We start from the raw sequence: 22,691 nt of genomic DNA, 5'->3' as shown, positions 1-22,691 counted from the left end.
GCCATCACGCTTCACACCCTTCAACGCCCCACCGGCACGCAGACGCCGTTGGTGGCCCACCTACCAGGCGACGGACATCGAGAACCGCCGCGTGAGAATGGAGGACTCGATGAGCATCCACCAGCTGGTCGTCATCGGATACGACGAGATCGTCCGCAACAAGTACATGCCCGTGATCAAAACGGCAATCGACGAGGGCCATCTTGATTCCTGGTCGCTGATTGACCTCGAATCCGAGCGTGAGGTGATCGAGGCTCGCCTGCTCGGCGCCGATCCGCAGCCGCGCATGAAGTTCTTCGTCCAGGCCGATCGAGGCGATCGCGCACTGGCTCTCGATTCCGCACTCACCGCGCTGCGATTCCTGCGGGTTCCCGGGCTGCCGATGTTGGCCTACATCGCCACCGAGGTCGGTTCGCACGAGCCGTATCTGCGCCGCTGCGTCGAAGAGGGCATCGCCTCGCTGGTGGAGAAACCAGTCCTGGCTCCGATGAACGCGGGCGCATTCGATCCCACCCAGATCTCGTCAACCATGTCCGAGCTGATCGCAGGCGCCTCGGCCAAGCGGTCACGGCACTCGGTGATGACGTTGAGCCGCTATCACAGCATCTACAACGATCGGCTCATCGCACCACTACGGGAACGGATGCTCGCCTGGCGGGCGCCGGTGACCTCGTTCCACCTACGGGCCGCAGGTGGTGTCTGGAATCTCGAGCACGAGTTCGTCACCCGCGACGACCACCCCTACCGGTACGGGTACGGGATGCTGATGCACGGCAGCTACCACTACATCGACCTCGCCGTGCAGGTCCTTGCACTCAACAAGCTGCTCTTCGCTGGTCGGCCGTTGCGGTTGCAGATCAGCTCGTTTGGGGCGTTTCCCGCCGACCAAGGCAGCAGGGTGTCCTCGCGGGCGACGAAGTTGCTCGGCGGCCACGCGAAATGCGCTGTGCTGCGACGTGAACCGCGACGCTTCGGCGAGACCGACATCACCTCGACGTTCCGGCTCGTCGATGCCGACACTGACGCCACAATCACCCTGGGCACGCTGTCCTTCGAGCAGACGACACCATCGATCCGGAACTGGTCGACCTTTCCGGACGGGGTGTACAACAAGAACGGCCGGACCAGCAGTGTCGATCTGGAGGCCCAGCTCTCAACGCTGTACTCGGTCCACGTTCACTGCTACGACGTCCCCCGGGGCCCCAACGCCGACAAGATCGGCGCGGTCGCCGAAATCCTCACCCGCGCAAACGCCTCGCTGCTCACCGCCGACGAATACGTCACCCGCGAGACCTTCGACGGACTCTTCCACAGCGACAGCAACCGCGCCCTGATGCAGAACTGGTTGCGCGGCACCGAAACTCGCAGCCGCCTGCAAGACCACTACCTGCCCATGCGCGTCACCGAGGCCCTCGCGCTATCGCTACGGATACCCGGCCAGATCGTGGAAGTCGACGGATTCTAGGAGCAAACCTATGTGCACAGAACGCTCGCAAAAGGAAGTCACCGCCTTCTATCTCGCCGCGCTGTCAAGCCACGCGGCAACGGCCGAGCGCTTGTCGGCACCAGTGTCCGACCGGTTCGCCGGATTCCTGAACGCCCTCGATCCGCACACACCGCGAACCGCGCTCGACCTCGGCTACGGCATGGGCACCTACACCGTCGCCCTGGCCCGCGCCGGTTTCGACGTCGTCGCCGTCGACCAGGTCCCGACGGAGATCATGCGCACCCGCCTGGTCGGCCCCGACGACTGGGCCGACCGGATCGAACTGGTCCAGCAACGCATCGAGAACTACCCCGTGCGACAACGATTCGGAGTCGTCATAGCCAAGGACGTCCTGCACTACCTACGACAGGACCAGGTCCGCGAAATCCTGACCCGCTGCGTCCAGCGAGCAACCGTTGGCACCGGTCACTTTCTCGAAGTGTTCACCGACATCACGCGCACCGACAGGCAGGGCCGCCGGGTACTGATCGAAAACGAAGCCGCCTACACCGCCGACACCTTCCGCACCACCATCGAACGGCTCTACCACGGATGGAGCTGCCACATGAGCCTGACTCGGCACTGCGAACGCAACACCGACTCCCCCGGCAACTACTTCGAGGCCAACAAGATCACCGTCCGCGCCTACCGCACCACCAACAACCAGGTCCGCTCATGAGCCGAAATACGCTCGGGCTCACCGTGATCGTGCCCTGCTACAACACCGGCAACTTCGTGCGCGAAGCCGTCGAATCCACACTCCGACAACGGCTGTCGTTCCGCGGCGAGGTCGTGGTCATCGATGACGGAAGTGACGACCCAGACACCCTGGCCAGCCTCGATGCATGTTCGGCCTTGCCTGAGGTTCGCGTGGTGCGACTCGGCGAGAACCAGGGGGCGCAGGCGGCCCGCAACGCCGGGCTGGATGCTGCCCAATACCCGTATGTCCTTCCGCTTGATTCCGACGACCGACTGGCGGACGACACCACGCTCCTCGCTACTGGCAGCTACCCGGAACGGGCAGTCCGGCTCTTGGAGTCCGAGCCCGATCTAGCATTCGTCCACACCTACTCCCAGATGTTCGGCACCTTCCAGGGCCTGACGATCTCGGCATACCCGTGCCGCGAAGAGCTACTGGTCCGCAAACACCACGCGCCGATGTCGATCGTGTACCGGCGCGCTGACGCCCTCGCCGCGGGCGGCTACGACCCTCGGATCCGCAAATGGCAGGACTGGTCTTTCGCCATCGACCTGCTCGCCGCCCGGCACCGGCGCGGCCACCCGAACACGATCGCGTGCATCCCGGGCCCATTCCACGAATACCGGGTGCACGCCCGATTCGCGCGCCTGTCGGTCGCTCAGGTCGATGAACTCCAGGCGGTACGCCTCACCGTCGAGAAGAACCTCGACTACTTCCAGACGATCCTCGCCGACAACCGGCCCGCCGCCGAACTCGCCGGCTTCGTCTGCGCGAGCAAACCCGACCGATTGACCGATCTACTCCACATGGCCGCAGTCGACCTCGACCAAGCCCTGACCCTCGCCCGGGGCCGCAAAGCCACCCTGGGCAGTCCCATCAACGTGCTGGGGATTCCATGACCGAGCCCAACCCGAACCCGACTCCGACCGGCGGCCGTGAAAGCATCGATGCTCAGCCAATATGCTGGTCCACCGTGACCGAAACCCACCGCACAGACAGCATCGACCCCACCACCCTGCCGACGACCTTCGTACCGGTAGAACTAGAGGGCGAACTGTACGTACGGTGGGTAGACAACGGCTACTTCACAGCCGACGCCGCCAGCGACAAACCCGCCTACGCCGTCGTCATCCCGCCACCGAACGTCACCGGCCGCCTGCACATGGGCCACGCCTACGAGCACACCCAGATCGACGCCATCACCCGCCGCAAACGCATGCAGGGTTACGAGACCCTGTGGCAGCCCGGTATGGATCACGCGGGCATTGCCACCCAGAACGTGGTCGAGCGCGAACTCGCCAAAGAGGGACTTTCCCGCCACGACCTCGGTCGTGAAGCGTTCGAGCAACGCGTCTGGCAATGGAAGGCCGAGTCCGGCGGCGCGATCTCCGACCAGATGCGCCGCCTCGGCGACGGCGTCGACTGGGACCGCGAACGGTTCACGATGGACGAGGGCCTTTCGCGCGCGGTCCAGACGATCTTCAAACGCCTCTACGACGACGGGCTCATCTACCGGGCCGAACGCATCATCAACTGGTGCCCGCGCTGCGCCACCGCGATCTCCGACATCGAGGTCGACCACAAGGACCTCGACGGTGAACTCGTGTCCATCCGTTACGGCGACGGCGAGGACGAGATCGTCGTCGCGACCACCCGCGCCGAAACCATGCTCGGCGACACCGCTGTCGCCGTGCACCCCGACGACCCCCGATACCGCGACCTCGTCGGCCGCGAGATCGAACTCCCCTTGACTGGGCGCCGCATCCCCGTCGTCGCCGACGAGCACGTCGATCCCGAATTCGGCACCGGCGCGGTCAAAGTCACCCCAGCCCACGACCCCAACGACTTCGAGATCGGCCAACGCCACCACCTGCCCTCGCTGACGGTGATGGATGAACACGCGATCATCACCGCTCCCGGCCCGTTCCAAGGGCTCGATCGGCTCGAAGCCCGCAGCGCTGTCGTCGCCGCCCTGCGCGCCGAGGGGCGCATCGTCGCGGAGAAACGGCCCTATACCCACGCTGTCGGACACTGCTCACGCTGCGGCACCGTCATCGAACCCCGCCTGTCGATGCAGTGGTGGGTCAAAGTCGCACCGCTGGCCAAAGCCGCCGGTGACGCCGTCCGAGACGGCCGCGTCGCCATCCACCCACCCGAGCTGGCCGGTCGCTACTTCGACTGGGTCGACAACCTGCGCGACTGGAACATCTCCCGCCAGCTGTGGTGGGGACACCGCGTCCCCATCTGGTACAGCTCCACCGGCGAGACCATCTGCGTCGGACCCGACGACACCGCTCCCGAGGGCTGGACCCAGGACCCCGACGTTCTCGACACCTGGTTCTCCTCGGCCCTGTGGCCGTTCTCGACCATGGGCTGGCCCGACCAGACCGAAAGCCTCGCCAAGTTCTACCCGAACACAGTGCTGTTCACCGGGTATGACCTGCTGTTTTTCTGGATCGCCCGCATGATGATGTTCGGGCTCTACGCCACCGGACAACCTCCGTTCGCCGAGATCGCCCTGCACGGCATGGTGCGCGACAAACACGGCAAGAAGATGTCCAAGAGCTTCGGCAACGTGGTCGACCCGATCGACTGGATGGACGCCTACGGCACCGACGCCCTCCGCTTCGCCCTCGCCCGCGCCGCCAACCCCGGCACCGACGCACCCATCGCCGAAGAGACCGTCGCGGGCAGCCGCAACTTCACCACCAAACTGTGGAACGCGAGCCGATTCGCCCTCCTCAACGGCGCCACCACCAGCGGGCCGCTCCCCCCGGCTGAGGAACTGTCGGTCACCGACCGGTGGATCCTGTCGCGTCTGAACACCGTGATCGCCGAAGTCGACAACTACTTCGAGGACTACCAGTTCGCGAAACTGTCCGACCTGCTGTACCACTTCGCCTGGGACGAAACCTTCGACTGGTACCTGGAACTGTCCAAAGCTGTATTCGCCCAAGGCGGTCCGCCCGCCGAGGCGTCGCGCAGGGTCCTCGGGCACGTCCTCGACACCTTGCTGCGACTGTTGCACCCGCTCGTGCCGTTCGTCACCGAGAAACTGTGGACAACCCTCACCGGCGAAGAATCGGTCGTCATCGCATCCTGGCCGCAAGATTCCGGTTTCCGTGACGCCGGGGCCGAGGCTACGGTGGCTCAGCTCCAGCAGCTCGTGACCGATGTTCGCCGGTTCCGATCCGAGCAGGGTGTGCGCTCTAGCCAGCGGGTGCCCGCCAAACTCGACCTCACCGCGGCACTGGCCGACCACGAGGCAGCCATCCGGCAACTGCTGCGCCTCGATCCCCCGACCCCCGACTTCGATCCCACCGCCACGCTGCCAGTCGGCGATTCACGCGTCAGCCTCGACTTGTCGCAAGCAATCGACGTCGAGGCCGAAAAACGTCGCCTTGAGAAAGAACTCGCCGGCGCACTCAAGGAAATCGAAGCCGCCGAGAAGAAGCTGAACAACGACGCCTTCCTGTCGAAAGCACCCGACCACATCGTCGCTGGAATCCGCCACCGACACCACAACGCTGAGACCGCAGCCCAGCGAATCCGCGAACAGCTCACCGCGCTGCTGGGATAGCCCACGAACCGACAGCCCTCGTCACGTACGAGGGCTGTCGGATGTCTGAGCCATACAACCTTGTCCCAGATGAGCACGAGATCTCTTCAGAACCAATTCGAGTAGACGGCACGATGAGATCCACGCTGCCTGCAGGTTGTCTCCATGCTGAGGATCCGCAGCCGCAGTGTTGATAGTTCGGTACGGTCGCCTTCATGGTGGAATTGCGCTACCTCACCGAGTGCCCGGAGGCTGTCCAATCGAAGGTCCGCACCTGGGCGGGCACCGAGGAGTTCGCGAAGCAGGTTGCGCCGGATTTCGTTCTCGGTTACGAACCTGGAGTCGAAACTGGAGTCCACCTCGGTAATGAAGTTCGTCCCGGAAAATCCAGGAGGCAGCACAATTGGGTCATCTTCGCTGACGATCAACCGGTGGGAGTGGTCTTCGCGTCGATCCAGGACCAACCTGATCCTGATAGCGCTGAGACGGAAGACCCCACCGATTACCCCTGCCTGGGGACAGCGACATACATCGACTTGAGCCACCGTGGTCGTAAGTACGCTTCGGCCTCCAAGCAGGCCATCAGCGAGCATGAGGTCGCCAGAGGGGTGCGATCCTTTCGCTGCATGATCCGCGCCAACAACCCTGACAGCTTGAGTGCCATCGAGAAGGCCGGATACGAGTGCTTCTGGACCGAGCATGTGCCGGGCGAGGCGGACAGGCTGCATTTTCGTAGGCGTATCGAGGGCCGCAGTGACCAGTCCACTTGAGTGTGTTCAGGTCGGCTGGTCACATCGAAGATATAAGAACGCGCCCGACCTGGGACTTTGGACAGCTAGTGAGCGAAGGTGTCATCGAACTGGGTGGGGCAGTGATAGTGGCTACACTCCGAACCCCGACAATCTGAGATGTGCACCCTTGACCCGGCCTCGGGCGAGAAGGGTCGCGGCTGCCGTCCGGACAGGACGGCAGCGCACCCTTGGCCAGCTACTACCGGTCAGGGTCTTCGGGCCTCTCCAGCACGGCTAGATGCTGTTCCCACTTCGCGGCGGGATTGCAGGTGGGTTCAGATTCCAGCGCCGGTTCGTACTGCGGCACCGGCCGAATCACTACGTGCTGGTTTTGTGTCATGCCTGGTTAGACGTGACCGGGTACGAAACGGTTCCCTCGCGTTTCGTCGCGGCCTGTGGCCGCTTCAGCCGACTACCCGGCGAGCACGGTGACCCGGAGAGCGAGCCCGACGCAGCTACCTCGGAACGCGCCCGTTTCAGGGAAGCGAATAGGCGCGTTCGGGCGGGTTTGCATAGACTCAACGCTGGAAGCTATCAACTATGTCAAGCCTTCCGATACCCAAGTAACCCTCACCTTCCTCGACGGGCGGTGGGGGTTCTTGGTATCGCGGATCGCCCAGCAGCGACGAGTCGCGTATCCGGGCGGACTACGGCGGCGGTCGCGATGTAGCCGGGGTGATGACGGTTCGTCAGTCGAACGCAGTTGGGAGTTCTGGCTTGTTCCAGTGGTCGTGAAGAAGGCGGATTTGGGAGTCGAGTACCCGGGTGGTCGACAGTTCGGGCAGGTTGTCGGTGTCGAACCAGCCGATTTCCATGGTCTCGACCGGGCTGGGTTGGCCGTGGGAAACGCTCTCGCACAGGAAGAACAGCTTGTACACGTGGTAGGGAAACGCGGGTTGGTGTCCTTGTACGTCGCGGTCGTGCAGCGCGACGAGTTTGGTGGCGCGCACGTTGATTCCGGATTCTTCCTCGACTTCGCGCTCGACCGCGAGCGACGGGGGTTCCAGGACGTCGCACCAGCCGCCGGGCAGAGTCCATTTTTCGTCGCTGCGGTCGCGGATGAGCAGGATGCGGCCCTCGTCATCGAAGACGCCGCCTCGGACATCGACTTTGGGGGTCATGTACCCGTCTTCGAGGAACACGTTCTTGTGTAGGTTCTCGACGGTGCTGTTGCTGATGAGCGTGAGCAGGTCCGGAGCGATCTGTCCTGCCTGTTCGTAGCGCTGCCGGTCGAAGACGTCGGTGGCGAAGACGAGGCCGTTGTGAGCGAGGGCGGCCAGAGCGATCGCATATTGGCGGATCTGGGCCTCGGCCGTCGGTTGAGCGTTGTCCATACGTGTCCTTCGGTCTGGTCGGCGTTGCGACGTGACGGTTCGACCTCTGTCAGGGGTTCACACGGTAGGTCGTGGACTGGCGTGCGATGAATCCGAGTTGCTGGTACAGGTGTATCGGCTGCGGCTTTCGTCGGCGTCGATGTGAGGTTGACAGTGCGCGCTCCATGGCGCGATGGTCAGCGCAGCTGTGGTCAGTGCTTGTCCAGCACCGGGCTGCGTGAGGCTTGGTCGACGACGACATCTTCGATACGCGCGCAGCCCGGTGGGGATCGAGTACATGACCAATGCCAGCGCGCCGACGATCGTGCCGTCGACGCGTGTGGTGAGCAGCCGCGTCGCCGGTGAATCGATGTCCGGCTCCAGGCGGTCTCGGGTCAAAGGTGCTGCGGTGGCGGACAACTGAGGTAGCAGGGCTGTCAGCGAATCCAGGGGTCTGCTCGTCTGCCTCGGTCACGATGTCGATCACAACCGCCTTGGGCGTGTGTGACACCATGGGCTCGTCCTGTGTTGGGTCACGGAATCGATGCTTCTCGGGCAGCCGAAAGTTCTGGGCTGGAACAGAGTTCGGTTTAAGAGCCGGGCCGGGCCTTGCGTAGCGCGGTGGCATCGGCACCAGGGTATCTGGTGTCGTGCTGGGCGAGCCTGTAGCCGACACGCTTCGGATCACCTCGCTCGTTCGCGTGATTCCTTCTGAGATGTTCAGCGTTTGCGCACGGTGGCGGTGTTCTGGGCGGGTTGAGCGAGGCCCTGGACGGCTGTGGACAGGTCAGCGGCGGTGGAGTTGAAGATCGCGCTGCCCGCGACCAAGGTGTCGGTTCCGGCCTCGATTGTCTGTGGAGCAGTGAGGGCGGTGATGCCGCCGTCTGCGACGAGTTCGACGTTGTCGAGGTGCCGGTTGTGCAGGGCGGCACGCAGCATTCGGATCTTGTCGAGGACGGGGGCGAAGGCGCTGGTTCCGGGCGGCTGGTCATGAGGACGACGAAGTCCAGCCGAGCGAGTAGGGGGCGATGGGCTTGAGGCCGAGATCGGGGTTGAGGACGAGTCTTCTGCGGATGCCGGCCGACCCGCACGCCGCGGTGAGGTCGACGACCGCGCATCTAACTGCGAGGAGCTACGACCTCGGCGATACTACTTCCGTGACGAAACGCTTCCACATTGACGCGCAGGATGACTACGTACTGCGCATCGCACACCGCGACGATCCGGTTCGGGCGGTGATCGAGCTTGTTTGGAACGGACTCGACGCGGAGGCGACCACGGTCAGCGTCGAGGTGGAACCGGACGGTCTTGATGGGGTAGCCCGGGTCGTGATCGAGGACAACGGTCACGGCGTTCCACCGGAAGAGGTGGACACCTACTTCGGCCGGCTTGGAGGGTCATGGAAGAAGACCGCAAAGCTCTCACCGAATACCCAGCGGCGGTTGAACGGCCGCGATGGACAGGGCCGCATCCGAGGTTTCGCGCTCGGAGAGCGCATCAAATGGACTACGACGGCTGTTGACACACCGGGGGATTTAAAACGCACGGTCATCAATGGAAGCGCGTCGGACCCGACCAACTTTTCCACCGACTCACAGCTGATTATCGACGGCGACACCACTGGGACCGTCTTCGAGGCACTCAATCCGCCGAAATTCATCACCCGCCTACTGGCCGACGGAGTTCGTGGCCGACTGACCGCAACCTTCTCAGTATTTCTCACTGAGCACCCTGAAGTCGCAATTATCCTTGATGGTGCCAAGCTCGACCCGAAGGCCGCCGAGCGTACCCGGTTCGAGAAGCCACTTAGTGACTTCACCGACGAGGCTGGACAATCCCCCGTGCTGCGGATAATCGAATGGCATGATTCCGCCGATCGCGCCATCCATCTCTGTGACACCAACGGGATCATTCGGGCGACTTACAAGCCAGAGATACAGACACCCGGGCTGAATTACACGGCGTTCGTAGTGTGGGACCATTTCAATGATCAGCCGGAAGAGGAACTCGCCGCGGGCGAGTTGCACGGCGAAATCAGCGACGTGTTGACGCAGGCGCGGACCGAAATCAAGAAGTATTTTCACGGTCGAGATCGCCAGCGCCGTGCTGAACAAGTCGAGACCTGGAAGAACAACGGCGACTATCCCTACACTGACGAGCCGAAAGACGAACTCGAGCGGATCGAGCGGGAGACCTTCGACTTTGTTGCGACAACCATCGCCCGTAAGCTGCCCAAGCAGGAGGTTGGTCGGCGCAGCACCCTCGCTCTACTCAGAGCCACGGTGTCTAGTCAGCCAGCAGAGACGATGCGTGTGCTTGAAGAGGTCATGCACCTGCCGAAGCCGGAAGTCAAGCAACTCGCGAGCCTGCTCGACCGAACAGAGATCACCGAGCTCATTTCTGCAAATACCAAACTCGTCAACCGTCTGGATTTCCTCAAGGCCCTGAAAGAGATTGTGTTCGACCCCGAGGGGCGCAAGACCGCCATGGAACGCACTCAGCTCCACAAACTCTTGGAGCGAAACACCTGGGTGTTCGGCGAAGAATACGACCTCATGGTGAGCGACAGGAGTCTCGATGCGGTCCTTGAACGACACCTTTCCATGATTCGTGACCCCGAGGACTCCCCGCTCCAACCAGTTCGACGCGACGACGGGTCCGTCGGGATCGTCGATCTTATGCTCGGGCAAACCGGCCGTACGGTCAATCGATCCGAGTACCTAGTGGTGGAACTCAAACGCCCGTCTGTCACGATCTCGGCCAAGGAGGTTGAGCAGATCAAGTCCTATGCTGACGCGGTGACCAGCGATCCGCAGTTCCAGGGACGCAAGTCGCACTGGGACTTCTTGCTCATCTCGACAAAGATACACAGGGTCACCCAGAACGACATCAAGGACAATCCCAAAGGCCTGCTGGCCGACTGGACCCACCTGGACCCACCCGCGCGAATTTGGGTGAAGACGTGGGCCGACTTGATCGACGAGCGTGAAGAGCAACTTCGCTTCTTCAGGGATGCACTAAACTACGACGCTTCGCGTGAGCACGCCATCGACTATGTCAACACCAACTTCCCTGAGCAAGTAGTGCCGCCGACCCTTCGTGTAGCAAACGAGTGACAACACCGCCCAGTCTGCGCGCGCGAACTTGCTGAAGCGCAGCACCACTCTGTAGAGCGGCCGACCTTCAATCGGACGAAACACGACGCGCGCAACCGTCCGCAACCCAAAGACCCGCTGCTTGCAGATTAGACCACCAGCCGTACTCGGGGAACCTACCAGTTACCCCGGGTACGGGAGGGAGTAAGCACATTGCTTGCTTTGAGGCCGCTTACAACAAGGTTCCCTCGGTCCGACGCCGTGCCTTGCGAGTGGCATCTGATGGCGGGACGCTGCCACTCAAATCTGCAACGGACAGCTGTGGGCCTTCGGCGATCTTCTCAAGATTCGCTGCTTGACGGGCCGCGAAACTCAGCAGCCGACTTACAGATCGCAGAACAGTCGTCAGCTGCTCAGACCATTCAGGCAGCCAACGTGACTCTACGATGGCGTTGAGCCCTTCTTGGTCTGATCCATTCATCGATGCGATCCGGTAGTCGAGCCAGGACGGGATTACCTTGCGGCCTCCAACTTCGTACCCATACACCTCGGGAGTGACGTGGGCCCACACCCCGGGGCCGACATGAAGCTGGTTGAGTGCGGCGTCATATGAGTAATTCTGGGGAACGGAACGACCAACGGGACTGTGGTACGAAGGCATCGGCTGCTCGGCCTGTCCCCCCTTCGGCGGTGTACCTACGGACCCGAGACTCATGCACCAGCGTGCCGCCGACCCGAGCTCAACGGTCTCGTTGAACAGCTCACAATCCGCCGTGAGCGGAACGCGGACTCCTGGTGAATTCAGATTTGCTGAGAATTTTTCAGTGTAGGCAGGATTTGCAATCACTCCAATCACGTAGTCAGCGAAAGCCGTTGGCGTTACTGGTATACCCAACTTCGCGCTATAAGTTTCCACTAGCCCTGGTGCGAGGTTTGGCGTTCCATCGGGATGGAAAAGTGGCAATACCCGGCCGCCTCGTCCGTTAAAGCAATGCTGGTCGGGCAGGAATGGCGTTGCAAACAGCCCTGGCCCCCGGCCGGGGTTGTAATTGTGCTGCTCGACAAGGAATATCTGTCCAGCCACGCCCCTAGCTTCCCACAGCGAAGGGCATGGCCGGTCGATTAACCGAGCGTCGGCAATAATAAGCTGCAAATCAAAAGACCGATACTGAATAGTCTCGGTAGGGATGTCGGCTGGAGGGACTGCAATGCTGTCGAGCGGGAGTTCGGTGTCGAGCGAGACATCGGGTAAACGCTTCTTACCTCGGTAAGGTGTGCAAGTTGCGGTCGTATGAAATAGGGCGTCGCGTTTGCCCTTATCGGGTTCAGTTATAAGGTTCACAAACCGGCTGTAAAGAGTGTCTGCGCTTGGCGACGAGACCCAACCCCGACTCGGGGTCACCCCGGTATTCGACCACGGAAAGAGGTCGCCCAGCTTAGGGTAGTTTACCCAAGAGTCGGATGGTGCTGGAGTGAATGGTTCCCGCCACCCATCGGAGGTCGTTCGCCACTGGTCCGATTCGATACCCAGTGATTCCAATGCAGAAAACTTTTCGGTCCTGCGACCATGAAGCTCGATATATTCAATTTTCGCAGGTGTATTTTCGTCGCAATTGTTAGCGCGGGCGAAGATGCCAATTGCGAGTTCGGTCTTGATCTTTGGAAATACCCGTGTCGGGACATCGGGGAGGTGCCCTTCAGGGCTGAGGTTAATAACCCATCCATGCGTGCACGTCCGTCGAAGATATTCACGCATTCCTGCATACGCATCAGAGGTGGTGTAACTCAGTGGGGTGATAAAGCATACTATCCCCTGATCTGCAAGCGGAAGGTCGACTCCACTAGTTGACTCGAATACTTTCCAGGCGCCCCACCGCCAGAAATAGGTGTATAGGTTTTTTAGTTTTCGGGTCAAGTTACCTGGAACCCCGCGCTTGAAAGCATCGAGTAACGCGGATTGACCATCGCCAGCCCCTGTCTCGACCCAGCCGCCCCGTCCACCGGCTGCGTCATCGTAGGGCGGATTGCCGATTACGACTGTGATGTTCTTGTTCCGCTTTATCTCGTTGGCTTCGCTTCGTTGTCGGGCTATTAGAGCAAGGTCGTATGATAGGTCGGCGGTGCCAGTATGGGGGTCCTCCAGCGTATCGGCTACATATAGGCCCAGGCCCTGCTTGGGAATTGTGGCCCCGGCCGCATGTATGGCTTGTGCGAGTCGGAGTTCAGCCACAGCGAATGGCCCCGTCTGCAATTCCAAGCCGAACAGTCGTCCTGCCATTGACGCGGCAGCCTCGGCGCTGGCCCCAGGCCCGAATTCTGAGACAGCCTGAGACGAGACATGACGAATAACAGCGAGCGGATAGGTCCCTGTCCCCATTGCCGGATCTATTACTGATACGTTGGGGTCACGGTATCCGCGCTCGCGGTGAAGATGTGCTTGCAGGATGGTGTCTACTATCCGCACCATGCTCTCCACGACGGGCAGTGGCGTGTAGTACGAGCCGCTCTTTTCACGTAGTTCGGAGTCGTACTCGGTGAGAAAGTCCTCGTAAAGATGCAGGTAGAGGTCACTACTCTTCTCTGCGATGGTCTCCCACTTTACGGCAGTCAGAACACGCACGATCGTGTCCACCGTGTCATCGACTGCCGTTCCACCGATGTGCCGGGTGAGCAGGTCGAGCGTTTGGCCCATCAAGCCATAGCTCGTCTTACGAAGTTGGGCACCGATTGGCGACAAGCCGCCTTCAAGCGATATCCCCTCAGATACTGCGAGGAGCAATGCGAATGTCACGGTTTGCGCGAATCCATCGGCAAATTCAGCGTCTTTCGCGCGAGGGTAGAGGGCCGCACGCCAATCTTTCAGTGCACCAAGGAATACGAGTTCAGTGACGTCCGCTCCTGTCTTCTGAACTTGTCGTTCGTGCGTAAGCTGAAGCCGCACCGCCTCTCGTGTGGCCCGGGTGAGTGGCGCAAGCCAGGACACCAGGCGAGAAACGGTCTTGATCTCGGCTGGCTGCCATGCGAAGAAGTCGAGGATGGTTGCCTCGAACCTAGGCGCGGGCTTCACGTTGCCTGCGCTGGTGTGTAGAGACTTCAGTTCCAGACCCGTTTGCTCGCCGACTAGTTCGCCAGTGCGGTATAGCCGCCAATCCTTGCCGTTGGTGACGAGAAGATTGGGCAACTCCTTGTGTGCTTGCCATTGGCGGTAGTTGTGGCTGCTCTTGGCAAATGACGCGGGGTTGATATCGGTGGTTGGCTTCTTGACCTCGACCCAGCCAGTGAGTACATCGTTAACTGCGACTGCCCAGTCCAGCCGTGTCCTGCCGTCGAGCTCACGCACCTCGTCGTAGGGCGTCACCTTGTATCCAAGGGCTTCCCCTGCTTGTTCTAAGAACCGGGCGATAGGAGTTCGTAGGTTTGCTTCAGGGTCACCAATGACCGGGCCTTTTCTCGCCAGGGATTTCGCAAGTTTGCCCGCAACCTCGGCAAACGATGGTGCATCAGCCACCAACTTGACCACTCCTACTCAGTGATGCGGGAAGCTGTGATGCCAGATCGGCCTCGGCGGACGGTGTGGCGTTCGGGCGCCAACTCGAGAGATGCACCCTCAGAGTGTATCTGCACTCTTCGTGCCGGCAGGCGAACCGAGAGTTGGACGGGTATGGGAGAACTCGTGCCTCGGACGATGAGGTGGCTGACTCCGGGAAGCGACGAAGCACCAGAGGCGGACGCAGGTCCTCGCTTCCGCCGAGCCGCATTAAGGCACCTCGCCAGCCCGTCCGATGGATTCACGGGCTATCCGCCGAACCGGGGTACTTCCTGCGCCGAGTTGTAGAACTGCCTGCGCCAGGTACGCGGGTCAGTCGGGCGAGGACACGCCGACGCAGTCGCTCCATCGATGTACATCGCGGGCAGTATCAGATATGGATCCGAGTCGATTGCCTCCTCACGAGTCTGTTGACACCGCATCAGGTATTTGTCGCGATCGGGCCGAAAGTACGTGAGTGCGATATCGCATTCGTCGATAACGCTGACGTCCATGTCGAGCAGTTGAGCCCGGAAACGGAAATAGGCTCGAATGTCGTCGTAGGAATCCATCGCGGACAGAACCAGGATCCATGCGTGTAGGTCGGCGACCGCGATCCGGTCGCTGACCACTACCGACGGCAGAAGGTTCAGCATCGATGGGGTAGTCAGCGAGCCGCTGTAGGTGTTCAGGACGACGCCGAGCCCGACTGTCTGGCGCGAACCGAAGTGCGCATTTTTGTTGCCGTCGAGGATCGGCGTGTTGCTGTCGATCGCGTCGAGCCTCTTGCGAAGTTGGCTAATTACCTTGGATATTTGTTCTTCGAATGCGCTTGCCGCGCTGTTGATCCGAAGAGGTGCCGCCATCGCCTTCACTTCGCCGATGAACTCGACAGTATGACCGATGCCCGCGCAATCGATGTCGGGTCTATTCTCGCCCGGGATGCGGATAGTTAGTGGACGCGAGGGCTGTGGGCCGGTCAGTGTGGCCAAAGCGTTGTTGATGCATGCTTGGGCGACGCGCTCGTAGAGTTCCCCCTTGTCGAGGACCGGTGTGGAGCGATGGTCACGGTGAGCAAGAAGCCGGTCGTCCACGGCCGCGAGGAGCGCCCGATCCATGGCGAAGGCGACCGAACCCAGCGCGATCGGCGCGATACCGTCTGCGAATGCGATCCAGGGGCGCTTGTCCATCTCGGTTGACAAGGCGATCTCTGGAAACGGCCGGTCGGCGAGCGCACCAGCCTTGAGGGCAACGTGTTGGGCGAATGGGGTTGCGGGGTCGGTCCATGGTGTCATCGCGACTGCCAGCTGCCCGTCCTGCCAACAAAGATTCAGGCACCGGTCGATGTTGGCAGCTGTGAACTCCGGGAAGACCGCCCTGTAACCGGGGTCCTGCTGGATCTGATTGCCGATCTCTTTGCAGATCATTCGTGACGCCCAGTGGTACCGGATGACGCTCGAGCTCGTCCGGGTGAGGAACTCCCGCGAGGCGCTGTCTCCTAGTTCAAGGTCGATCACGTCTTCGAATTTCTCGAAGCTATCGGCGGTCCATTGTGCCGTCCACCACCGTGCCGCGTGCACGAGGAAACGGTTGATCACACCAGGATCATCGCTGTGACCGGTTGCGCCAGCAGCCAGTGCCCAGAGCAGCCGATTAAGCAGTGTCAGGTCGTTGAGCCCCTGGAGCACCACCGGGTCGGCCTGTCGCCACGCCGAGATTGCAACGGCGGGCGACAGGATGGCCAGCAGCCTGCGACATTGTTTCGCCGATCGCTCGGCCACCTCTGCGAAGGGGCGAGGGTCTGGTTTGGTTATGCTGCCGGGACTTTCGCCCCGGTCCCAGCTTTCGAGTCCTAAGAGGAGTTCTTGGTCGAATGCCCGGTACACGTGACGCTCTCGGTCAGGCAGGAAGAACCCATGATCGACCTCAGCAGCCACTATCCCCCCTCGACGTTTTGCCTGGGACTCTATCGAATCGAACCTTCTCGACCCAGTGGTTTTCTTCGGTGACCTTGACCGAGTGTTCCGCCCGGGCGGACGTCCTGCTGGGCAGGTGAACGAGGCGTTAGTGGTGGGGCGGGGATCAAGACACTCGGCTACCTCGGAACGCGCCCCGTTGATGGGAGGCAACGGGCGCGTTCGTGCGGGCCTGCATAGAATCGACGCCGGAAGCTGTCAACTCGCGTCAACGATCCAGGCTGCGACCAGTTCTCGTCACGTGAAAGCCGAGTTTGGTGAGGACGTGTTCGATGTGTCCCCGCGGTGCGCTGCGATGTGACGACGCGAGCGGCGATCGCCTTGTTGGTCATCGCCTCCGGCGATCAGGTCCGCGACCTCTAATTCGCCTTTGTTCAACTTGGTGGAACCGGAGGGCTTGTCTTGGAGTTGCACTCGCGAAGTGCGTAGCCGACAGCGGATGCGAGATCCATTGCGCTGCCGCGCTGCCAGGTCTGTTCGAAGACGCTTTCGTCGAGCGTCCGGCGTACGACTTGTTCGCACTCGTCGTGATGGACGAACAGATCGGGAATGTACACCGACGGGATCCCGGCCGCGCTGCCGAGTGCCTCCGCGGCTCCCATCAGGGTGCCGGCGCGTTCGGGGTCAGTGGTTGCGGTGATCCAGGCGAGTACTTCGATGCAGTTCGCGCAACTGACTGGATCGTCGACGCGTCGAGCGAGCCGCACTCCCTCTTCGAGCAGCTCGATTGCCCGGCTTTCTGCGCCCATGCGGCGTTGGGCAACGGCCATCGCCCACAACACGTAGGCCCGGTAGACCGATTCCCCGTGTGCTTTCGTGATAGCGAGTGCTTCCTCGTAACATTCGATAGCCCGGCGGGGTTCGGAATCTTGCAGTTGATACGCCAGTCCCAGCAACGTCAGAGACTCGATGAGTAGCGCGAGATCGCTTTCACCTTGCCGGAACACTGGTTGCGCTCGTTCCAAACTCGAGGCGGCCCGGGCGAGATCGCCGGTGATCAGTCCGACGATGCCGTCGGTATGGTCGACGATCGCGTGTGCGATGGGGTCGGTGAGCTGTTCGGCGAGAGTGCGTGCCTGGGCGGCAAGGGTTGCAGCTCTGTGGGGATCCCGCTGCTCTGCGGTCATGTAGCAGTCGGCGTACAGCGCTCGGACAGTGGCGGTGCTCGGCCGTGCTCCGTGGTGTGAGAGGAAATGGTCGAGCCAACGTCTCGCTTCGCTGAACTGGCCTCGTGCGCCCCAGAGCTGGAACAACGGGGTTGCGATTTGCAGGCCGGATTCGACGTCGTCCTCGGCGAGGCAGAAGTCCATGGCGTCGCGCAGATTCGGCTGATCACTGGTGAGTCGCTCGATCCACTCGATCTGCCGGGGACCGATGAACTCCTCGTCGGCGGTGAGGGCGAGCTGGCGATACCAATCTCGGTGTCGGCGGCGCAGATCGTGGGGGTCGCCGTTGTGCTGGGCCCTATCTCGCCCGTATGCGCGCAAGGTCTCGAGCATCCTGAAACGGACTGCGGTTCCGTGTTCTTCGCGGATCAGGATCGACTTGTCGACGAGGGATGCCACCGAGTCCAGGAACTCGTCCGGCGGCATGCTTTCCCCGCATACGTATTCAGCGGCGTCGAGGTCGAAGCCGCCGGGGAACACTGACAGTCGTTCCCATATCCGTTGTTCGAGCGGGGTACAGAGGTCGTAACTCCAGTCGATGCACAATCGGAGTGTTTGCTGCCGCGAAGGTGCGCCTCGGCTCCCTCGGGTCAACAGCGCGAACCGGTCGGAGAGTCGTTGCAGGATCTGCTCGGGCGACATCGCGCGCAATCGTGCCGCTGCCAATTCGATGGGCAGGGGCAATCCATCCAACTGCTGACAAATCCGAATCACCGTGGCCTTGTTGGCCTCGGTCAACGTGAAGGTCGATACCGCGGTGGCAGCACGTTCGGTGAACAGCGCGACGGCGTCGTAATGGGGCAGACCCTGCAGTGGCGGATCGCGATCGGCGTCGGGGACGGTTAGTGGAGGAACGCGCAGCACGGCCTCGCCCGCTATCGCAAGGGGTTCGCGGCTTGTCGCGAGGATGCGCAGATTCGGGTTGCCTTGCAGCAGCACCGTAGCGAGGTCGGCGACGGCGTCGACCACCTGCTCGCAGTTGTCCAACACCAGCAACAGTTCTCGCGACGACAAGTAGCCGAGCAGAGCCCCGCGTAGCGACCGCTCGGCATGGTCCCGCACACCGAGCGCGGAAGCCACCACGTCGATCAATCGAGACGCCGTGCGGACCTCATCGAGCTCGACCAGCCATGCGCCGTCGGCAAACTCGCGGCGGATACTCGTGGCGAGTTGTGCTGCGAGTCGTGTTTTACCGACGCCGCCGATTCCCACCAGGGTCAGCAGGCGTGACGATGCGAGTAGATTCTTCGCTTCGGTGATCTCGTGCGTCCGGCCAACGAATCTGGACAATTCCAGGCGGAGGTTCCCGCGCTCACGGCTGGAAGTGCTTGAGGAAATCTCCCCGGTTGCGGACCGTTCTGGTTCAACCGTGGCTTGTGGACGGAGAGCCATGTGGCCCGCAGGCAGTCTGCGGCTACGTTGGATTTCGCGTAGCCGCTCACCCAATACGGCGGCCGAGGGTTGCCGGTCCCCGGGGTGACCGGCCATTGCCTGCTCGATCACGGTGGCAACTTCATCGGCGAGGCCGTGCTCTCGCAGATCGGGGGCGGATTTCGTTGTAATGCGGATGAATTGGGCTACCAACTGTTCGCCGCTGCGACGTTCGAAAGCGGCGTGACCCGTGACGGCGCAGAACAGAGTGGCGCCGAGTCCGTAGATGTCGGAGGCAGTGCTCGGGGCAGCGCCGCTGAGAACCTCGGGCGCGATGAACGCGGGCGAACCGGTGACAATGCCGGTAGCGGTCTCGAACCCGCCGGAGATGTGCGCGATCCCGAAGTCCGCGAGCGCCGGCTCCCCATAATCGGTGAGAAGAATATTCGCCGGCTTGACATCGCGATGGATGATGCCATGAGCGTGGGCGACTGCTAACGCGCCTGCCAGTTTCACCCCCAGTTGCAGCACATCGTCCACATCTAACGGTCCGTGCCCTCGGATACGTTCGTCCAGAGAGCCCTGCGGGTGGTACGGCATCACGATGAATGGTTGTCCGCTGTCGGTGACTCCGACCTGGAGGACATTAACGATGTTGGGGTGACCGGTGAGCCGGCCCATCGCCCGCTGTTCACGAAAGAAGCGCTCCCGGTCCTCTTCCGCACGATCGTCAGTCAGTACCTTCACCGCGACGGTCCGGTCGAGGGAGGTCTGCGTGCACCGGTACACGACACCGAAGCCTCCCCGCCCGATCTCTTGGGCATCGTCGAACCCGTCGGCGGCCAGCTCCGACGCGACCGACGGTGTTACATCGCGGTGGGTCTCGAACGGATCGACTTCGGGCATCGTCCGGGTCGATTCATCCGGTCCACGATTTGTTCGGTGAAATCCGCACGATCAGCCTCTCGTTTGCGTGTTTCCAGGATATCGCTGACGGCGGCCTGAAAGGTGCGGGCTACTGCAGCCCGCACAACTGACATCACCTACGGGCTCGATAGTGCAGGAAACGCGGCTGCTCCGATCGATCGGCTGCCGTAGTGCTGCGTTCGCGTTCAGGGCGGGTTGCTGACGTCCTCGACTCGCCATTGATCGCGTCGAGCCTGTGGGCGTCCGGAGAGTTGCACGAACGTGCACCGACTCCGCGAGGGCGATGTTACGGGCATGCGACTTTGACGCGGGCGGACTCCTACTTCCCGGCTGCTTCTTTCGCCCGGAGGTCCCTGCGGAGGATCTTGCCCGCCGCGGACTTCGGCACGAGGTCGATGAACTCCACCCTTCGCACCTTCTTGTGCGGCGAGACCCGTTCGGCAACGAACGCGATCACCGAGGCCTCGTCCAGGTCGGCATCGGGCTGCAGGACGACGAACGCCTTCGGCACCTCCTCACCCTCCTCATCCAAGACACCGATGACGGCGGCGTCGGCGATGTGCGGGTGGGTGAGCAACAACGCCTCCAACTCCGCCGGCGGCACCTGGTATCCCTTGTACTTGATCAGCTCCTTCATCCGGTCCACGATCGTCACCACTCCGTCGGAGTCGACGGTCGCGATGTCCCCGGTGTGCAGGTATCCGTCCGCATCCAAGGTCTCGGCCGTCGCCTCGTCGTTGCCGAGGTAGCCGGCCATGATGTTCGGGCCCTTGCACCACAACTCCCCCGGCACACTGACCCCCTCGGCCGGGTAGGCGACCTCCTTACCGGTGGCGGGGTCGACGAGTTTGCATTCCATGTTTGCGACCGACAGACCCACCGAGTCCAAGGCGATGTCGTCGCGGTCGAATGGAATCGCATGCGAGACCGGGCTCATCTCCGACATCCCGTAGCCCTGCCGGACCCGGCAGCCGAGCCGGTTCGCGACAGCCTTGCCCAGTTCCTGATCCAGCGGGGCGGCACCGGAGAAGACCGAATGCACCGACGACAGGTCGTACTCGTCGACCAGCGGATGCTTGGCCAACGCCACCGCGACCGGCGGGGCGATGAACACGTACGTGCACTGCTGCCCGGAGACGATGGACAGGAATTCGACCAGGTCGAACTTCGGCATCGTCACCAAGGTCGCCCGGTTGAACAGGGCCGCGTTGAGCAGCACCGTCATCCCGTAGATGTGGAAGAACGGCAGCACCGCAAGGAGTTTGTCGTCGGCGCCGATGACCATCGGCTGGTCGATCTGGCAGATGTTGGCGACCAGGTTGCGATGGGTGAGCATCACCCCCTTGGGTCGACCGGTGGTCCCCGACGAGTATGGCAGCACCGCCAGCTGAATCGCCGGGTCGAACGAGACCTGCGGCGCGGGGTGGCCCTCGGTGAGCAGATCATGCAGGGACGGGTGGCCGTCGGCGCCGTCGAGGACGATCACATGGTCGGCCGGGATGCCGGCGCGGGTCGCCGCGTCCTCGGCCTGCGGCAGCAGTGCGGAGACGGTGAACAGGAATTTCGCGTGCGAGTCGGTGAGCTGTTTGGCGATGTCCTCGGCGGTGTAGAGGGCGTTGATCGTGGTCGCGACGCCGCCGGCGCGGAGGATGCCGTGGAACACCGCGGCGAAGGCGGGCACGTTCGGCGAGTGCAGGCCGACGACCTCACCGACAACCAGGCCTCGGGCGGCAAGCGCCCCGGCGACGTCGTTGATCTGGGCGACCAGCGACCGGTAGGTGGTGACAGCGCCGGAGGCGCCGTCGATCAGTGCGGGCCGTTCCGTATTCGCTGGGTCGAGTCGACTGAACAGGAAATCGTAGACACTGAGGTTCGGGATCTCGACGTCCGGAAACGGGCTCTTGAAGCTCACTGGGTCTTCCTTGAAGTGTTGAGCAGTTGGCTGCGGGTACTGCTCGGCAGCAACCGGGGGTGTGGTGACTACCGGCATATCGCCGACCCGCCTCGTGTGGGGTGGGTCGGCGATATGCCAGGGCTGGTTCAGCCGCCGCTCACGCTGTAGCGGGTGCGGCGCCACTGACCGTCTGGGCATCGACGCGCTTGTTGTAGGCGTCGAACGCCCGGTAGGCGCGGAAATACGTGAACAGCTGCAGGCCCCACGTGGACAGCGCGAAGATGTAGAAGATCGTGTGCTCGGCGTCGTCGCCTGGGATGTGGACGAAGTCGTAGGTCGAGGAGATGATGAAGCCGCAGGCGGTGGCGATGGCGGCCCACACAGCGTGCCCGCGCTCCCCGATCTCCCACAGGCGCTTGACGAAGTACATCAGGAAGATCGTGGTGAGCACGTTGGCCACGATGTAGAAGATCTTGCCCGCGGTACCGATCTCCTCAGCAAAGGCGAAGAGCAGGTAGCCCGCTACACCTGCGAGCGCGAACGCGCCGATGTCCACCGCCGCCGATGGCTTGTAGCGGTGGGTGACCTGCATCAACCCGAGGACCAGGACCAGCGTGAAGCCGAAGGACCGGGAGAAGGCATCGAGGAAGAAGGAGAAGGTGTACATCGGGCTGTCGTGACCGGCCTTCAGCAGACCGTAGAGCAGGAAGTTCGTGCCAGAGGTCGCGACGACGATCCACTCGATACCGAGCAGGTAGTTCTTGTGGTTCCGGATGAACTTGATCCCGTAGATGAAGCCGACGGCGAGCATCCAGATGTCCGTGACCGCGAAGAGCAGTTCTTTGATGGACATGATCTTCTCCTTGGAGGTTGGCTTGCGCCAAGAG

13 protein-coding genes and 1 pseudogene are annotated in these 22,691 nt (G+C 62.2%); 7 read left to right on the top strand and 7 right to left on the bottom strand.

Annotation, left to right across the window (positions count from 1 at the left end; all coding sequences use genetic code 11):
• Positions 1–109: 109 nt before the first annotated feature.
• The 5 genes from CRM89_RS28670 to CRM89_RS28650 all read left to right on the top strand — a co-directional run bounded on the left by CRM89_RS28670 (position 110) and on the right by CRM89_RS28650 (position 6,515).
• Positions 110–1,465 (top strand): hypothetical protein, encoded by a 1,356-nt coding sequence (locus CRM89_RS28670; protein ID WP_127516359.1) that lies wholly within the window; start codon positions 110–112, stop codon positions 1,463–1,465.
• Positions 1,466–1,475: 10 nt separating this feature from the next.
• Positions 1,476–2,165, top strand: coding sequence for a bifunctional 2-polyprenyl-6-hydroxyphenol methylase/3-demethylubiquinol 3-O-methyltransferase UbiG (locus CRM89_RS28665; RefSeq protein ID WP_098086760.1), 690 nt, complete (start codon positions 1,476–1,478; stop codon positions 2,163–2,165).
• Positions 2,162–3,085, top strand: coding sequence for a glycosyltransferase family A protein (locus tag CRM89_RS28660; RefSeq protein WP_172964595.1), 924 nt, complete (start codon positions 2,162–2,164; stop codon positions 3,083–3,085). Before CRM89_RS28665 ends, CRM89_RS28660 begins: the two co-directional genes overlap by 4 nt.
• Positions 3,086–3,159: 74 nt before the next feature.
• Positions 3,160–5,766, top strand: a complete 2,607-nt coding sequence (locus CRM89_RS28655) for a valine--tRNA ligase (protein ID WP_253805110.1) — start codon at positions 3,160–3,162, stop codon at positions 5,764–5,766.
• Positions 5,767–5,960: 194 nt separating this feature from the next.
• Entirely contained in the window at positions 5,961–6,515 is a 555-nt protein-coding gene (locus CRM89_RS28650) for a GNAT family N-acetyltransferase (protein ID WP_098086757.1), read from the top strand.
• Between the two features lie 710 nt (positions 6,516–7,225).
• On the opposite strand, the gene CRM89_RS28645 is transcribed toward CRM89_RS28650, so the two are convergent.
• Entirely contained in the window at positions 7,226–7,870 is a 645-nt protein-coding gene (locus tag CRM89_RS28645) for an NUDIX hydrolase N-terminal domain-containing protein (RefSeq protein ID WP_098086756.1), read from the bottom strand.
• Positions 7,871–8,147: 277 nt separating this feature from the next.
• Between CRM89_RS28645 and CRM89_RS32080 the strand changes: the two genes are divergently transcribed.
• Positions 8,148–8,273 carry a hypothetical protein gene (locus CRM89_RS32080; protein ID WP_256385959.1) on the top strand — a complete coding sequence of 42 codons (126 nt, stop codon included), beginning with the start codon at positions 8,148–8,150 and terminating at the stop codon, positions 8,271–8,273.
• A 296-nt stretch (positions 8,274–8,569) separates the two neighbouring features.
• Here CRM89_RS32080 and CRM89_RS28640 read toward each other — a convergent pair whose 3' ends face one another.
• A complete protein-coding gene (locus tag CRM89_RS28640; protein WP_098086755.1) occupies positions 8,570–8,788 on the bottom strand; it encodes a hypothetical protein in 219 nt (72 codons plus the stop codon).
• 218 nt (positions 8,789–9,006) lie between these two features.
• On the opposite strand from CRM89_RS28640, the gene CRM89_RS28635 reads away from it, so the two are divergent.
• On the top strand, positions 9,007–10,965 hold the full coding sequence (locus CRM89_RS28635; protein WP_098087167.1) for an ATP-binding protein: 1,959 nt from the start codon (positions 9,007–9,009) through the stop codon (positions 10,963–10,965).
• 211 nt (positions 10,966–11,176) lie between these two features.
• Here CRM89_RS28635 and CRM89_RS28630 read toward each other — a convergent pair whose 3' ends face one another.
• From CRM89_RS28630 to CRM89_RS28610, 5 genes and pseudogenes are all read right to left on the bottom strand, one after another.
• Entirely contained in the window at positions 11,177–14,452 is a 3,276-nt protein-coding gene (locus CRM89_RS28630) for a type ISP restriction/modification enzyme (protein WP_127516357.1), read from the bottom strand.
• Between the two features lie 287 nt (positions 14,453–14,739).
• Complete coding sequence (locus CRM89_RS28625) at positions 14,740–16,407, bottom strand: hypothetical protein (protein ID WP_127516355.1); 1,668 nt, start codon at positions 16,405–16,407, stop codon at positions 14,740–14,742.
• A 237-nt stretch (positions 16,408–16,644) separates the two neighbouring features.
• Positions 16,645–19,889, bottom strand: a pseudogene (locus tag CRM89_RS28620) (protein kinase).
• Between the two features lie 340 nt (positions 19,890–20,229).
• Positions 20,230–21,822, bottom strand: coding sequence for an AMP-binding protein (locus CRM89_RS28615; RefSeq protein WP_098086753.1), 1,593 nt, complete (start codon positions 21,820–21,822; stop codon positions 20,230–20,232).
• A 139-nt stretch (positions 21,823–21,961) separates the two neighbouring features.
• Entirely contained in the window at positions 21,962–22,657 is a 696-nt protein-coding gene (locus CRM89_RS28610; protein WP_098086752.1) for a transporter, read from the bottom strand.
• Positions 22,658–22,691 lie beyond the last annotated feature (34 nt).

The sequence above is a fragment of the Nocardia sp. FDAARGOS_372 genome, assembly GCF_002554515.1.
Lineage (GTDB): Bacteria > Actinomycetota > Actinomycetes > Mycobacteriales > Mycobacteriaceae > Nocardia > Nocardia farcinica.
This window is presented reverse-complemented; position numbering and strand designations above follow the sequence as displayed.

Coding starts and splice junctions, on each gene's coding strand:
- CRM89_RS28670 (WP_127516359.1), top strand. CDS start 110: ATGAGCATCCACCAGCTGGTCGTCATCGGATACGACGAGATCGTCCGC.
- CRM89_RS28665 (WP_098086760.1), top strand. CDS start 1,476: ATGTGCACAGAACGCTCGCAAAAGGAAGTCACCGCCTTCTATCTCGCC.
- CRM89_RS28660 (WP_172964595.1), top strand. CDS start 2,162: ATGAGCCGAAATACGCTCGGGCTCACCGTGATCGTGCCCTGCTACAAC.
- CRM89_RS28650 (WP_098086757.1), top strand. CDS start 5,961: ATGGTGGAATTGCGCTACCTCACCGAGTGCCCGGAGGCTGTCCAATCG.
- CRM89_RS28645 (WP_098086756.1), bottom strand. CDS start 7,870: ATGGACAACGCTCAACCGACGGCCGAGGCCCAGATCCGCCAATATGCG.
- CRM89_RS32080 (WP_256385959.1), top strand. CDS start 8,148: ATGACCAATGCCAGCGCGCCGACGATCGTGCCGTCGACGCGTGTGGTG.
- CRM89_RS28640 (WP_098086755.1), bottom strand. CDS start 8,788: ATGCTGCGTGCCGCCCTGCACAACCGGCACCTCGACAACGTCGAACTC.
- CRM89_RS28610 (WP_098086752.1), bottom strand. CDS start 22,657: ATGTCCATCAAAGAACTGCTCTTCGCGGTCACGGACATCTGGATGCTC.